The organism is Frankia sp. R82, from assembly GCF_023716925.1.
In the GTDB taxonomy this organism is placed as follows: Bacteria; Actinomycetota; Actinomycetes; order Frankiales; family Frankiaceae; genus Frankia.
In genome coordinates this window covers 1-15,486 of record NZ_JAMQQG010000056.1, presented here as the reverse complement: position 1 = coordinate 15,486, position 15,486 = coordinate 1, and the positions used below count along the sequence as shown (strand labels likewise).

The 15,486-nt window shown below is 68.6% G+C and carries 8 protein-coding genes and 3 pseudogenes; 1 reads left to right on the top strand and 10 read right to left on the bottom strand.

Annotated features, from left to right (window positions below; genetic code table 11):
• Window positions 1-256: 256 nt before the first annotated feature.
• The 5 genes from ND747_RS13005 to ND747_RS12985 all read right to left on the bottom strand — a co-directional run bounded on the left by ND747_RS13005 (window position 257) and on the right by ND747_RS12985 (window position 6,185).
• The gene (locus tag ND747_RS13005; RefSeq protein WP_251733786.1) at window positions 257-1,885 is read right to left on the bottom strand and encodes an ATP-dependent Clp protease proteolytic subunit; all 1,629 of its coding nucleotides are present in this window, start codon (window positions 1,883-1,885) and stop codon (window positions 257-259) included.
• Window positions 1,886-2,147: 262 nt separating this feature from the next.
• Window positions 2,148-2,858 (bottom strand): IS6 family transposase, encoded by a 711-nt coding sequence (locus ND747_RS13000; protein ID WP_251733785.1) that lies wholly within the window; start codon window positions 2,856-2,858, stop codon window positions 2,148-2,150.
• Window positions 2,859-2,973: 115 nt separating this feature from the next.
• On the bottom strand, window positions 2,974-4,401 hold the full coding sequence (locus ND747_RS12995) for an MFS transporter (RefSeq protein WP_251733784.1): 1,428 nt from the start codon (window positions 4,399-4,401) through the stop codon (window positions 2,974-2,976).
• 130 nt (window positions 4,402-4,531) lie between these two features.
• Entirely contained in the window at window positions 4,532-4,972 is a 441-nt protein-coding gene (locus ND747_RS12990; protein WP_251733783.1) for a hypothetical protein, read from the bottom strand.
• 145 nt (window positions 4,973-5,117) lie between these two features.
• Complete coding sequence (locus ND747_RS12985; RefSeq protein WP_251733782.1) at window positions 5,118-6,185, bottom strand: integrase core domain-containing protein; 1,068 nt, start codon at window positions 6,183-6,185, stop codon at window positions 5,118-5,120.
• Between the two features lie 86 nt (window positions 6,186-6,271).
• Between ND747_RS12985 and ND747_RS12980 the strand changes: the two are divergent.
• Window positions 6,272-6,499, top strand: a pseudogene (locus tag ND747_RS12980) (IS1634 family transposase); the annotation flags it as partial.
• 174 nt (window positions 6,500-6,673) lie between these two features.
• Here ND747_RS12980 and ND747_RS12975 read toward each other — a convergent pair.
• The 5 genes and pseudogenes from ND747_RS12975 to ND747_RS12955 all read right to left on the bottom strand — a co-directional run.
• Window positions 6,674-7,385, bottom strand: a pseudogene (locus tag ND747_RS12975) (IS5 family transposase); the annotation flags it as partial.
• A gap of 722 nt (window positions 7,386-8,107) precedes the next feature.
• Window positions 8,108-8,338 (bottom strand): annotated as a pseudogene (locus ND747_RS12970) (IS6 family transposase); the annotation flags it as partial.
• A gap of 543 nt (window positions 8,339-8,881) precedes the next feature.
• Complete coding sequence (locus tag ND747_RS12965; RefSeq protein WP_251733781.1) at window positions 8,882-10,312, bottom strand: hypothetical protein; 1,431 nt, start codon at window positions 10,310-10,312, stop codon at window positions 8,882-8,884.
• 110 nt (window positions 10,313-10,422) lie between these two features.
• Window positions 10,423-14,379 (bottom strand): hypothetical protein, encoded by a 3,957-nt coding sequence (locus ND747_RS12960; protein ID WP_251733780.1) that lies wholly within the window; start codon window positions 14,377-14,379, stop codon window positions 10,423-10,425.
• Between the two features lie 2 nt (window positions 14,380-14,381).
• On the bottom strand, window positions 14,382-15,401 hold the full coding sequence (locus ND747_RS12955; RefSeq protein WP_251733779.1) for a hypothetical protein: 1,020 nt from the start codon (window positions 15,399-15,401) through the stop codon (window positions 14,382-14,384).
• Window positions 15,402-15,486: the final 85 nt, after the last annotated feature.

The following is a 15,486-nucleotide window of genomic DNA, read 5'->3' as shown; positions in this document are numbered from 1 at the left end:
CGCCGTGTGATCGGCTGCGGGGCTTTGACCTGTCTCAACCTGACGTGCGCTCGGAGGGAATCGAACCCCCAACCTTCCGATCCGTAGCGGTCTGGGGTGCTCCGTCCGCTGACGTCCGACGGTGTCCGAGTTCGTCCGACCGCTGGGCTGTCAACTTGACTGTCAGTTCGGCATCGGCTGAACAGCGAAGTAGACGACCCGCAGATCAAAGGATCTCGGTGTTTCGTCCGCCGGCGCGAGTCACGGAGGCCCGCGATCAAGTCGACGATTTCACGACTATGTTGTCGATCATTCCGTAGTCACGTGCCTCTTTGGCGGTAAACCAGCGGTTCCGATTCAGGTCCTCCGCAATCCGCTCGACAGGCTGGCCGATGTGACGACAAAAAATATCACGAATCACGCGCTTGGTGTACAGCAAGTCTTCTTCCTCGATCGCGGCACTGTGATCCGGGTCGCTCGCCCCGGCCGTGGGTCCGCACATCAGGACTCGCGCGAAGGGCAGTGCACAACGCTTGCCCGGCGTCCCTGCAGTCAACAGCAACTGCGCTGTCCCCGCTGCCAGTCCGAGGACCAAGGTGGTGACATCGGCTTGCACGAACTGCATCGTGTCATAGATCGACATGGCCGCGGGCACGCTGCCGCCAGGCGAGTTGATGTAGAGGAAGATATCGCGATGCGGTTCCTCGGCATCCAGCATGAGTAGTTCCGCACAGACCCTTTCGGCAGTTTCCTCCTCCACCGCTGTGCCGATGAAGATGATCCGATCTCGCAGCAGCCTCCTCATCGCCGCCGTGCCGGTTCCTACCGATTCCGACTTGCCTTCTCCACCGGAGGAATCACCGCTTGGGACGGTGGTCCTCTCTCCGTCCTGCTCGGCATCGTAAGACCTGGTGCCGCCGTTCGGTTGCTCGGCCACTCGCGACGCGGACCTGTTCCAAGGACCGCGACCGCTTCTTCCGACGAGCTTCCGTTCTTCCGGCGCCTCCCGGTCTTCGGCCGGCGGAGCACTCCGGGAGAGCCGTGCCGGTGTCGGCGTGCTTGTCACCGCAGCGGGGCGACCGCGCACCAGGCCGAGAAAAAGGTCGTGAGCGGTGGGGCGCTCGGCCGGATTCTTGCGCAGAGCACGCTCGACCAGGGACCTCAGTGAGATGTCGAGTCCGGTGAGGTCGGGGTCCTCGTGGATCGCACGATAGAGGATCACCGGGATGGCTCCTGTACCGTGGGGAAGCCGTCCTGTGCCGGCGAAAAGAATCACTCCGCCCCAGGCGTAGATGTCGGCTGCGGCCGTCGCGGGCGTTCCGAGAGCCTGTTCGGGTGCCATGAAGGCCGGTGTTCCCGAGTTGGAGTGCGTCAGCGTCGTGGTGGCGTCCAAGGCGTGGGCGATACCGAAATCGACGACCCTCGCCCCCGACGACGACAGCAGGATGTTGCCGGGCTTGAGGTCACGGTGCACCACACCACCAGCGTGGATCGCGGTAAGCGCCGAGGCGACGGCCACCGCCAGCCGTTCGAGATCCGCGGTCGGCAGCGGACCACGCTCCCACACGGCGGTGTCCAGGGTGGGGCCGTCGATGAACTCCGTCACCAAGTAGGGTCGCCGGTCCTGCACGCTGACGTCGAGCACCTCCGCGGTGCAGAACCTCGCGACCCGCTGCGCGGCGTGGGCCTCCCACAGCAACCGCTCGCGAAACTTTGGAACCCTGGCGAGATCACGACGAACCATTTTGAGGGCGACATACCGACCCCCCTCGCCGTGGCGAGCGAGGTACGCCGTGCCCATCCCGCCCTCCCCGAGGCGACCGAGCAGGTTGTAAGGCCCGACGGTCCGGGGGTCGTCCTCGTCCAGCGGGTCCACGCCCGACACGTCCACGCCCGACACGTCCATGCCAGCCCCCAGACAGGTCAGTCGCCAACTATGGACATTATCGGCCCCTCACCGAACTCGCCGTAGCGGGACTGTTTCAAGATCGGTGTTTCCGGCCCGACACGCCGGGCCGAGGTCCGGCGGGATGGGCACTGTGAGTGATGCCATCGGGTGGCATGACCCCTCGCAAGGATGATCGTGAGTTGGTGCGGCAGGTGTCGCCGAGGGGCACTGTTGCGTTCTGGCGAAGCTGGGCATGCCAGCGGGCCGGGGTGACCGTCGGTCAGATGGCGGTGGCGAGTTCGGTGAATGCGGCTGCCAGCCTCAGCGCCGGGTTGCTGTCGATCCCGAGTTCGTAGTGGCCGCGGCGGATGTTCTGCACGAGGGCGTGTCCGGCGCTGATTGTCTGGACCGAGCGTAGGCGTTTGAGGCCGCGCATCGGCCGGAGTCGGGCTTTCCACCGGCTGTGGTCGGCTTCGATCCGGTTGTTCTCCCGGGCCGCGTCGATGTGGCAGGCCGCGGGCAGCAGTTCGTCGAGGAGCCTCGGGTAGACCGGGGCCTTGTCGGTCGTGACCTCGACCGGCCGGCGGCCTTGGGCCAGGGCGCGGGTGAAGAAGCGGCGGGCGGCGGCCTGGTCGCGGCGGGTGCTGGCCAGGACATCGATGACCTGGCCGTACTGGTCCACGGCCCGGTACAGATACGTCCACCGGCCGGCAACCTTCACGTACGTCTCATCGACATACCACCTGTCGCCGGGCCGGTGCCGGCACGGCCGGGCCGCTTCGACCAGCAGGGGCGTGAAGCGCTGCACCCATCGGTAGACGGTGACGTGATCGACGTGGAGGCCGCGTTCGGCGAGCAGCTCCTCGACGTCCCGGTAGGACAGCGCGAACCGTAGGTACCACCGCACCGCAAGAACGATCGCCTCCGGCGGAAACCGGAACCCGGCGAACTCCGAGCCCAGCGCTGGAAGAGCAGCTACGCCTCGACCCATCGACCGATCATCTCTCGCCGCCGGCCCGAGGTCCTGCCCCGGCCGGATGCAACAGCGCCTCCGGGAATACACCGGCCAATCCCTCGATGCGATCGAGTACATTCTGCACCGCGTACTACCTTTCCTCTGCCGCAGCGACGGCCACAGCCGCCATCTCGGTGGCGGCGTCCTTCGGTGGGTTCTCGGTCCGGCTTTCCGCTCTGGTGGTAGCCAGGTACGTGGCGAGCGCGACGAGCATGATCAGCGCGCATACCGCGCTGATCGCGCGGAGCTCAACATGGACCGATGTCGTGGAACCCTGCACCATGATCCCTAGGATAGCGACCCCGAGGGCGATAGCGAAGTTGCGCGTGGAGCTGAGCATGCCGCCGGCCACGCCGGATATCTTCACGTCCACTGACCCGAGCAGGCGGGCGCCCAGCGGAGGAATCGCGAGACCGACTCCGAATCCCAGGAACACGGCGTTCGCGACGACCCAACCGACGCTATCAGGCCGAACGCAGATGAACACCGAGCCCACGAGGTTTGAGGCGATTCCGGCGGCGATCGTCGCGCGGGTACCGATCGCGTGCCGGATCCGCTCCACGAGGGAGGTCGACACGGCGCAGGCAAGCATCATCGGCAGGAACATAATGCCCGCCCTGAGCGGCGTGAAACCGTGATCCACTCCGTAGTACAGGCCGAGACAGTAGACCAGTCCGAAGTTGACGAAGACGATGAAGCCTCCGATGATCACGGCTGACTGGAATTCCTTGTTCGTGGGCAAGGAGGCCGGGAGCACCGGGTCGACGAACCGCTGCTCGTGCCGGAAGAACGCGTACAGGCCAGCTATGGACACTGCCGGGAGGGCGGCGAGAAGCGACCACTCGAGACCACCGGAAGGGTGCCGCAGGACAATGAAGCTGCCGACGAACAAGCCGGACGACACCGCATAGAGAGCCTGTCCGTAGGCGTCCCACTTCCGTCGCGTTGCCGGAGCTTCGCTCGTCTTGTTCCGTACGTCCGGCAGCGCCAGCCATATGATCGGAACAACGGCCACGATGTTAATCATAAAGACGCTGCGCCAGGTCAAGAACTGGACGAGGGCACCACTCAGGATTGGCCCAGCGGACACGGCCACCGACTGGGAGAAGGTCCACAGCGCCATAGCGCGCCCCAGCTGCTGCGGCGGAACGCTGGAACGCAGCACCGCGAGGCCCGCCGGTGTGCACATCGCGGCTCCGAAACCCTGCACCGCGCGGCCCAGTACCAGCAGCCAGAAGTTCGGCGCGACCACGTCGATCAGCGAACCGGCGCCGAAGACAAGGATGCCGTACATGAATACCCGCGCGTGGCCGAACCTGTCCGACCAGGCGCCACCGGACAACATCAACGTCGCGAAGGTCAGCGAATACGCGACGGCGACCCAGCCGAGCGACCCGGTCGACACGGCGAAGGCGTCCTGAATCCGGGGCAGGGCAACGTTGACGATGGTGACATCGATCCCAATCACGAAGCTCAAGATGCAGACCGACGCGAGCGATCTGTACCCGGACACGTTCATCCAGCCTCCTTTCGGTTTCACATGTTGACCCTTCAGCGTGGTGTGCCCGTCAGGGCGGATGACCGGGGCACCGGGTGGCATCGGCTAAGGTTCTGCGAGTTCCGCGAATCCGGCCTTGACGGCGTCGAGCTCAGCGCGCACGTGGCCAACCGCCAGCGGGTCCGGGGCCGTCCAGGGTGGCCTGCTGCTCGGCCCGCGTCGCGCCGTAGAGCATGCTGGTCGCCGCGCGGAATCGCAGCGCGCGGGCGTCGTCGCCGAAATGGACGCCGGCCAGCACCGCAATCCCGCAGTTTTCCAGCAGGTGCCGCTGCAGTGACTCCCCACTGGGGACAGACTTGCCGGCTAGCGTCTCGCGCAGCGGCTCGAAGTCCGGGTAGACCTCGAAGTCCGGGTAGACATAGAAGTCCGGGTAGACATAGAAACCCCCGGTGGGCGGCCGGCACTCGGCGCCGCTGCGGACCACAATATCGTACACTGCCTGCGCCACAGCCCGATGCAGCCCGCGGTCTCGCGCGAGCCGTTCAAGCAGCTCCGGAGGCTCGCCGAACGCGTAGGTGGCGACCTCCTGCATGGGGCGGCCAGCGTGGACCACGATTCGCTGGCGTACCCAATCACGTCCGCGCGCAGCTGCGCCCCCCACGCCGTGTCCGGGAACCGAACCGCGCCGATGCGCCTGTGGGGTGCCGGAACTCGGTCACCGGCCTTGACCTGGGGTTTTAGGCGGCTCGTTCGTATTTGTTGATCAGGCCACCGAGGACGGGCTGGCGTGTGATCCGTTCCTTGGTCAGGTCTGTGACGGGGTGGTCGGGCCGTGGTGGTTGAAGGTTGCGGCTGGGGTGGGGTCGCCGTCCGTTGTAGTGGGCCGCATACTCGGTCAGGATGGTGTGCAGGTGCCACTCGCCGAAGATCGGCATCCGGTCGGTGACCTCGGTCCGGACCGTGCGGACGAACCGTTCCGCGTAGGCGTTCGCGCGGGGTGTTCGGGGTGGGATCTTGACGGCGGTGATGTTGGCGTCGGCGAGGACCGCGTCGAACGACGCGGTGAACTGTCCGGCGCGGTCGCGGATCAGGAACTGGAAGTCGGCAGCCCGGTCGCCGAGGTCCATGCGAAGGTTGCGGATCTGCTGGGTGGTCCACAGGCCGTCTGGGTGGGCGGTGACCCCGAGGATGTGGACGGTACGAGAGCCGACTTCCAGGACGAAGAAGCAGTACAGACGCCGCAGCGTCACGGCGCAGTCCACGTGGAAGAAATCGACGGCCAGTATGGTCGAGGCCTGCGTGCGCAGGAACTGCCGCCACGTCGTGTCGGTCTGGCGTTTCGGAGCCGGGGGCAACCCGAGGGTCTTCAGTACCCGGCGGATCGTGGACGCGCCGACTCGGTGGCCGAGCTTAAGGAGTTCGCCCTGGATCCGCTGGTAGCCCCATGTCGTGTTCTCGGTCGCGAGCCGCTCGATCAGCGTGGCGATCTCCGGGCTGATCGGTGGCCGTCCTGTCCGCTGCGGGTGGGTCCATTTCCGTGTGACCAGGCGGCGGTGCCACCGCAGGACGGTGCCGGGGGTGACCAGCCGGTGCGCTCGCAGCGTCCTGGGTAGAAGCCTGATCAGCGCTGCGAGGACCGCCCGGTCCGCCCAGTCCCATCGGGGCTTGGGCTGGGTACGGCGCAGCACCGCGACCTCGTGTCGCAGCACGAGCAGCTCGATGTCCTTCGACGCCGACGAACGGCCGAGGAGGACAAGCCAGCCGCACACCCGAACGAAGATCAGATAGAGCGGGCGGATGGACATAGCTGACCATCATGCCGCCAGCTTTGCCTCGTCGCATCACCCCAGGTCACAGGCCCAAGCCGACTTCCGGCACCCCACAGGCCGTCCGGCCGATCTACCACCACAAACGCACCTCGATCGACGCCCACCTGACCATCGTCTTCGCCGCCCTCGCCGTCACCCGGTTCGTCGAGGACCACACCGGCTGGTCCATCCGCGCTTTGTGCGCACCACCCGGCGCTACCGCACCATCCAGATCCGCGCCGGCGAACCGCTCCTCACCGCAGAGGACCCTCCCCGACGACCTCCGCACCGCCCTCTCACTGATCGTCTGACCGCAGCCTGCACACCAATTTGAGAGCCTGTCCTGAATCTTGACGGGGTTTTACTGTCGGTAGTCGTTCTGGGTGTCCAGCGGGCGACGGGCGTGCCGCGGGCGAGGCGGCGGGCCATGGTCTGGATCAGCGCCCAGTAGATGAAGGCGGCGGAACTGGCCGGGTTGCGTTCGTAGTCACGGGCGAGGCGGCGGTGCGCGGTGAGCCAGGCCAGGGTCCGCTCGACGACCCAGCGTTTCGGGAGAGGCTCGAAGCCCTTCTGGCTTTCCTTCTTCCGGACGATCTCGATGGTGGTCTTCAGGGTTCGGCTGGCCCAGTCGACGAACTTTCCGGCGAAGCCGCCGTCGGCGAACACGTGCCGGCAGGAAGGGGTGGTGAAGTAGTGGTCGAGCAGCAGTTGGCGGGCGCCGTCGCGGTCCTGGCGGCTGGCGGGCAGGACGAGCACGCCCAGCAGCAGGCCGAGGGTGTCGACGACGATGAACCGCTTGCGGCCGTTGACCTTCTTGCCCGCGTCGTAGCCACGGGTGGGCAGGGTGACGGTCTGGGCGCCCTTCACGGACTGGGAGTCGATCACCCCGGCGGTCGGCTGGGCGGCGCGGCCCTCGGCCTGGCGGACCTCGTCGCGCAGCCCGTCGTGGACCCGGATGACGACGCCCTTCTTCTTCCACCGGTCGAAGAAGCCGTAGACGGTCTTCCACGGTGGGAAGTCCGCCGGCAGCGCCCGCCACACGATCCCGTTGTGGGTGACGTAGAGGATCGCGTCCACGATGTCGCGCCGGTCGTGTTTCTCCCTCCGCCCGTCCTTCGGCGCCGGGGGTAGCAGCGGTGCCACGTATGCCCACTCCACGTCCGACATGTCGCAGGGGTAGCGGCGGGATCGGCTCATGTCTCGACCGTTGCCCCTCGTCCTGGTAGATCACGCCGCCACGCTGGCAAGATCAGGAACGGGCCACGCTCGGTGCACACGATCAAGATTCAGGACAGGCTCTCCGGGCCGGCGCGCCGGTATTCACCCGCGTCCTCCTGGCCTTCCAGTCCACTCACTGCGAGCCTGCTGCCGCCCTTCGCCATGTGGCCGGCTTTCCCGACCTCGGACTACTACGACGGCTCCGCCCCACTCTGATGCCATCGGCTGACGACGAGCCTTCCCGCCCCGGTCGGAGGGGAGCATCAGCGCGGTTCCCACGTTCGCCACAGATTCCCTCGGCAGGGTCGGTGTCCAGCTATGCCCCAGCGGCCATCCACGAGTACGCCGCAGGCTTTCCCCGTGGCCACCCAGCCGGACAGACACTCGTTCCCGCCGGGCGCCCCCACGCAGGACGAGATCCACGTCAGGTTCACCGCAGCCCAGCCCACATCCGCCAGGTTCGAGCTGGTGTTTCGCTTGAGGGGCTTTACGACGCTGGTTCCTCACGTACACCTTTCCGCCTCGCTTGCCAGGCCCAGGCCGTCTGGCAGTGCCGACCTGTCCCGTCGTTGTCAGGGCTGCTTCCCGCCCTCCCCCGCGTCTCCCGGCCCAGGCTGCCCTCAGCTCCAACCGGCCTGCTGCGACAGGCCAGCGGTGAAGATCTCTCACTCCACAGGAATCCACAGCGCCTCGTGGCGCACCTCATCGACGAACCACCTGTCCCCAGGACGGTGCCGACACGGCCGCGCGGTGTCGACCAGCAAGGGCGTGAACCGCTGCACCCACCGGTACACGGTCACGTGATCGACCTCGAGGCCCCGTTCAGCGAGCAGTTCCTCGACATCCCGGTACGACAGGGCGAACCGCAAGTACCAGCGCACCGCCAGCACGATCACCTCCGGCAGGAACCGGAACCCGGCGAACCCCGACACCGGCACCGGCACCGGCACCGGCGGAGCGACCGCACCTCGACCCATCACCTGATCATGACCGACCGCCAAGACGACCACCTGCACCGGCCGGACGCAACAGAGCCATCATGCATCAGATGCACGGCCGAGCCGGGTTCCCGCTCCTCCGTCACCGGATCCTGCTCGGCTAACGCTCAGTCACCACCGGATGTGTGCCAGAGCCGTTGGTATTGCAGTCCCCGCGTCGTTCACGGCAATGCTCGGAGTCTCGGTGAAGAACGCGGTACCGCTCTGCGTGTTGATCGGTACGGAGACCGCGATCCGATCGGCGTAGATGGTCTTCTCACCATGGAGCACGGAAATGTTGATCCTGGCCTTGGTGCCCTTCTCGGGGTCACCGCCAGCCTCCAACGGTGATGGGTTGGTCGCGGGACGGTAGTCGAGCAGGGGTTGTCGACCATGGCGAAGCCCTCCTCGCGTGCGGTGTCATGGCGTGCGTCGGGGAAGGAAGGCTGTTACCACTCGCGCTTGGCATGGTCGCCGCGCGGGGCGACTCACGTTCGCTCAGGCGGGCCCGACGGCTCGTTCCCCCCCGTCAAGAATCAGGTCGTTGCCTTCCAGGATCTCGAGGGTGCTGTTGACGGTCAGATGTTCACCCCCGGGCCCGCGCAGCTGGCGGATACGCACGTATGTTCCGTTGTCCGCGTCGAATCGGACTCCGCCGGATCCGGTGATAACACCGTCGACCGAAAGATCACTCCGGGCCGAAACCCTGTCGCCGACCGAAAGCTTACCTGCGACAGAAACGTCGTTGCCCGCGAGAATCTTGACGAAGCTGTCGACGGTCAGATCCTCACCATATGGCCCGCGCAGCTGGCGGATACGCACGTATTTTCCGTTGTCCGCGACAAATTCGGCTCCGCCGGATCCGGTGACACTTCCGCTGACCGAAAGATCGCCTGAGACAGCGAGGTCACCGGTGACGGACAGGTCACCGGCGACAGAAACGTCGTTGCCCGGAAGGACCTCCACGGTACTGTTGACCATCAGATTTTCGCCTCCTGGTCCGCGCAGCTCGCGGATACGCACATATCTGCCTTCGCCTTCGACGAATTCGGCTCCGCCGGATCCGGTGACGCTTCCGCCGACCGAAAGATCGCCGGTGACGATCAGTCCGGTCAGGGTGGGATTTTTCACGGTGACAGTGACACTGGCGTACAGCTCGACCGATTCGAAGCCGGCCGCGGCGTGCTGCTCGCTGTCGGCCCCCTGCGCGCTGGCGGCGGCGGACGCCTTCAGGACGAAGGTGGTGTCGCTGGTGACCGTACCCGCCGGGACGGGCCACGACGTCTCGGTCCCCTTGAACACGGGGACGTCGTGGTGGCCGTCGTACAGCCAGAAGTAGGTGCCGTTGCTCTCCCAGGAGAGCTGGAAGGAGTCACCGGCGTCGATCGTCGTCCTGGGGACGGCCGACCGGTTCGAGCTGCGCGGCAGGAAGTTGCGCAGATAGAAGATGGGCTCGATGACGGGAAGGGTGAGCTTCCTCGGATTCTTCACGCTGCATTTCTGCCGCGGATCCGTCGTGGAGGATTCGGTGACCTGCACGAGGAGCGGGTCACCGGTGGTGGTGGCGATCGAGCCGCTGATACTGAAGACCAGGGGGTAGGTGACCGGGTCCTTGGGGCTGGCGTTGTGGAAGGTGACAGCGTATTTGGTGGCGTCGGGCTCGACGAGTCCGTCCCCGTCGTCCTCCAGCGCCACCGGCTTCCATCGTGCGTCGTTCACCGCGATGCTCGGATTCTCGGTGAAAAAGGCGGTGCCGCTCTGCGTGCCCACCGGTACGGAAACCGCGATCCGGTCGGAGTAGATTTTCTGTGCACCGGCGAGAACGGAGATGTTGATCGCGGCCTTGGTGCCCTTCTCGGGGTCACCTCCTGCTTCCAGTGGCGACGGGCTGGTGGCGGGGCGATAGTCGAACAACGGGTCTTCGTGCATGGCGAAATCCTCCTGGCCTGCCGTGTTGCTTTCCGGCATCCTGGTTTGCGGTGTTCTGATACGCGGTGGTGTGGCCTACGGTGGTGGCGTGCGTCGGGAAAGGGACGTGGTTACTGCTCCGGGTCGGCGAGGAAGCGGAGCAGACCGTCCTCCAGCAGAACGGGGCTGTCCGGGAAGCGCGCCTCCAGCGGCGCCGGGATCAGCGCGTACGGCTCCCAGGGAGCCTCGCCCGGCGCCGGGCGCAGCCAGGACCACGAGCCGTTCTTCTCGGCCGGCCGAGGGAAGGCGAGAGTCCCGGCCTCCGACGCACCGCCAAGGCCTGAGTCGGAGTCGGAGCCTGAGTCGGAGTCGGGTCCAGCGCCAGAGCCAGGCCCCGAGTCGGGGTCAGAGCCGGCGTCGGGCGGGCTGGTCGAAACGTGTTCGGTGGTGAGGACGGGACCGAACCGGAAGAGCGCCTGTAGGTGACGCAGCGCGTCGTCGGTGTGCCGAGGCGGGACGGCGACGGTGGCGGTGGGGGTGATGCCGCTGGTGGCGTGGACGGGGGCACGGGGATCGAGAAGCAGGAGCAGCCGGGTGGGCGCCGGATCGCCGAACGTCAGCGGAACGTAGTTCCCGGCCGGCGGGGTGTCGGCCGGCGGAGTGCCGGTGTCGGGCGGCCCGATCTGGGTGATGTAGTCCTGCTGGTCGTCGGGGGCGGTGACGCTGTGGAACCTGGCGAAGTCGTAGGCCCCGCACGCATCGGTGGCGTAGTAGCCGATGAGGCCGTCGTCGCGGGCGGCCACGTCGCCCAGGCGGATCTCGAACTGGTCGCTGGTGAAGGTCGCCGGCGGCGGGTCGAGGGTGGCGGCCCACCCGGTGTCGCGGATGGGGGGTCCCGCGAGGGTCAGCCGCAGCTGCGCGGGGACGAGGGCCAGCGGGCGCCCGAGCAGCAGGGACAGGTTCTGGTCGGCGCGCTGGCCAAGCGGGTCGGTGGTCCACAGGGTGGAGTCGATGACGTCGAGAAAGGCCGTGACGTTCGCCTCCCCGACGAGCGCCGGGGAACCGATGAGGGCCGCGAGCTCGGGGACGTGGGCGGCGAGCTGCTCCGGGGTGGTGATGGCGCTGCCGGGCGCGGGTTCCCACTGGCCGGTGCGCTGGCCGTCGGCTCCGGCGAGCAGCCGATAGGTGCCGAGCAGGAGCCCCGCCGGGTCGTAGAGCAGCAGGCTGCGGTCGAGGTGGTTGGGAAGGATCCAGCCGCAGATCGGGCTGGGATCGGCCGCGGTGCCGACGACGCGCGTGCCGCTCTGGGCGTCCAGGAGATCGAAGTCGAGCCGGGCGGGTTGCAGGGGGCGCGGGGGTAGCTGGGCGACGGAGGCGATCGTGGGCGTCAGCGAGGTCCCGACGGCGAGGGCGGCGTCGACGGTGAGCGGGAAGTTGCGGTAGTCGTGCAGCCCGCTGCTCTCGGTGTTGGCGCTGACGACCTCCAGGACCCGGCCGAACTTGTCGTAGAGGAAGAGCTCCTCGATGCAGATCTGCCCGGCCCGGGTCTCGTGGAAGGGTGCGCTGGCGCTGCCGGGCAGGTAGGGGACGCTGTCGACCCGGCCGCGGTAGCGCGCGGGCAGGCTGTCCTCGGTGGCGGCGTCCAGGTAGCCGGCCAGGTCGGCGACGGCCGGAAAGTCGGTGTCGTCGGCCGTGGGGCGGCGAAAGGCGCGCAGGTCGCGGGCGGCCAGGCGATCGTTGAAGCCGGTGAGCTCCTGGGCGAGCAGCCCCCAGTCGCCGATCGCGGTGAGCCAGGCGTCGATCTGGTCCTGCTGGTCGTCGCTGCCGTGCTGGGCGACGTACTCTTTCAGCCTGGCCGCGAACAGGGACCGGGGGTGCGGGCCGAGCGCGCAGATCCCCGTGACGACGACCCGGTCCACGGGGACGTCGACGCCCTGCGGGGTGAAGCGGTAGTCGGTGCCGTCGAAGGTCCAACAGCGCTGCGTGCCCACGGCGTGGGGGATGTGCCGGTAGGAGATCTTCCAGTCCATGAACAGCGGCTCCCAGGGCTGGGCCCAGGGTTCCAGCCCGAGCGCCGGGAGAGTGCCGGTGTAGGCGGCGGGTGGGTGGGCGCTCAGGACGGCGTCCACCTGCTCCGTCGACAGGCCGCCGGCGGCGGCGAGTGCCGCGGCGTTGCCGGGGTCGAGCAGGAAGTACTCCGCGACCAGCGCGGGCACCTCGGGCGGGAAGGCGTCGAGACCCGCGACGGCGGGCATCGGGCCGCGGCCGGGTGCCGCGGTGATCGTCGTGCCGGCGACCGTGACGGCGCTGATCAGCGCGGCGCCGTCCGCGGTGAGCGGCCGCACGGAGAGGGGCTGGTCGGGAACGGTCGCGTCCGCCGGGGGCAGGATCCCCGACAGGCTCACCACGGGATTGTTGTTCTGCGCGTACGAGGCGCGCGGGACGGCCTTGAGCTCGGCACCCCCGGTCAGCCCTTTCGCCGCGGCGAAGGCGCCGACCCCGGCGACGAACGCGTCGTGGGCGTTGGCGTGGGGCTCGGTGTGGTCGGGCTGGGGGACCTTCGCGGCCAGTTCCCGCACCTGGGCGGTGCGGACGCCCACGGTGTGGGCGAGCGATCCCTCCCGCTCGGCGTCGAGTTCCCGCGTCATCAGGTCCTGGTCGGGGACGTCGTCGATCTCGGTCATCGACGCGCCCGCGATCCCGTTCTTCAGCCACAGGGCGTTGAGCCGCCACTGGAGGTCCACGAGCTCGCCGAGCCGTTCGTCGAGCTGGCGCTGGTCGTCGTTGAGCGTGGCCAGCCACGCCGGCGGGACGAAGGGAGGCGGCGCCGCGGCCTCGGCGTTCGAGCCGTCGGCGGACGAGCCGTCGGCGGGCGAACCATCCGCGGGCGAACCATCCGCGGGCGAACCATCCGCGGGAGGTGGTGCGACCGTCCAACGATGGCCGCCGGCCGACGTGGCGAACGCGGCGTCGCGGATCTGGCGGCGTACCCGCTCGTCGCCGCCCTTCTCCTCGGCGACGGCGAGCAGGTCGTGCAGGAACGCCCGCAGCAGCGACAGGTCGGCGGCGGAGGGCTCGGCGCCGTTCGCGTGCAGCGACTGGCCGGCCAGGGCGGTGAAGGCGTCCTCGGTGGTGTTGCCCAGGGCGACGCTCAGCGCGCCGTTGTCCTGGATCGTGTCCAGCGGGTCCGGGACGGGCGCCGCGGTCGCGTCGGGATCCCAGCCGACGCTCAGGGCCGTACCGGCGTACAGGCTGCGGGTGATCGGGCTGGCCGCGGCGTCGTGACCGGTCTCGCCGGTCAGGCGGGGGTCCTGCCAGCCGAGGTGCGCGAGCTGGTCGGCGTAGGAAGTGCCGGGCGGGAGGGAGGCGAGCACGTCGGCGTCCGGATCGGAGTACCAGCCGATGACCCGGTAGCCGAGGACGGTGGCCGAGCCGACGTCGGCGAGGTCGTCGAGGAAGGAGAAGACGCCCGCGTTGTGCGGGGTGTAGGTGGTGAAGTACGGGTCCCCGGTGGCCATGGCGGTGACGAACAGGGGGTCCCGTCCGGCGCGTTCCGTCCACGGGGTGTTGTCGGTGTGTCCGAAGGCGAGCCCGATCTGGACCTGCGCGACGTCAGGATCCATGGTGTTGCGGTAGGAGTCGGGGCTGGCCTGCCAGGCACTCAGAGTGGTGGCGTTGACCAGGTAGGGGCTGGAGCGCGCGAAGTCGTGTCCGTCCTCCTGCGCCCGCGGGCTGTACGGGCAGTCGCTTTCGATCACCCACGCCTGGGCACCGCGGGTGCTGGTGCCGCTGACGCGGATCACCAGCCAGCGGTTGGGCACCAGCGGGTAGCTGATCGCACCGGTCGCCGGGTCCTGCACACCGTGGCGCAGCCCCCGGGGCAGGGTCCAGTGCAGGTGGACGCCGGTGTGGCTGTACACCGGGTCGTTGCTCTGGCGGTCTCCCGCCTCCGGCTCCGGGCTCAGGTAGTCGTCCAGTGCCTGGTAGGTGTGCTGCCAGCTGCGGAAGGAGTCACGGCCCTGGAGGGCCCGGTTGACCACGAGGACGTCGAGGTCCACGGGGACGACGAGCGCGGGACTGGCGGTCACCTTCAGTCTCCGTTCGGGCCAGTGAAGCGGATGGCCTCGGGGACCCTGACCATCTGCAGGGCCAGGTCGGCGGGGCCGAGGGGACCGACAGCGGTGCCGTGCGCGGCGTCCAGGGCCGCCGTCAGCGCGGGGACGAGCGAACCGAGGTCCAAGACCCGGCCGCCGCCGGCACCGGCCCTGAGGTGGTCCAGGACGGGGAAGGTGACATCGGGGCCGATCTGCTCGCCGAGCCGGCGACCCTGCGCAGCGTGCGGCGGCGCCAGCAGGTTCCGCAGCGGGATCAGGCCGTGATCCTCGACGCCGAACCGGAAGCCCTCCTGGGGCTCGCTGAACTCGACGGCCGCGGGCAGGCCGTCGAACAGGCACAGCAGCACGGTGGGCGAGAGGTGGTCCATTCGCAGGATGGGGAGCGGCGCACCCGCCGCGTCGCTGGCGCGTACGGCCAGGTTCGGCCAGCCGGAGACGAGCGCCGAGCGCAGCAGCAGCCCGGAGACCGGCCCGAGCGCGCCGCCGCCGCCGTCGCCGTCGGACGCGGGATCCGTGGGCGCGGAGTCCTCCGGCGCGGTGCCGCGCTGGGTCGCGCGGTACCCGGCTGCCACCGCCCGTGCCGCCGCCCGGATGGTGGCGGCGACGGTCTGATCCTCGAGGGTGTCCCGACTGGACTGCGCGCCGATGCTGAGGGCACCGGAGACCAGCGCGTCCAGCCAGGTCGGGTCCAGGTGGAAGAAGCGCAGCGACTCCCGCGGCAGCATCCGCTCGTCGGGCACCAGGTGCGTGAACGGCACGAGGTACAGCAGCAGGAGCCGCCCGAGCCAGTCCGCGACCGGGGTGAGGTGGTCCTCAAGGTCTCCGCCCGTGTCCATCGCCGTGGCGAGGGTGGCCCGGGTGGCGTCCGAGCGCAGGACGGCCTTGATCCCGCCGGCCGGGTCGGTGGACGGCGCGGCCGGCGCCGGCGGGGTCCACGGGACGCGGGGCCGGCTCGGTGGTGTTCCGATGGCGGTGAGCAGATGGCCGCCGAGCAACGCGCCGAACGCCTCGGACGTCGGCGTTCACCCCAGGAGCTGCACACACGGCTTCGAGAGGTTCCTGCAGGCCGTGGACCTCGGC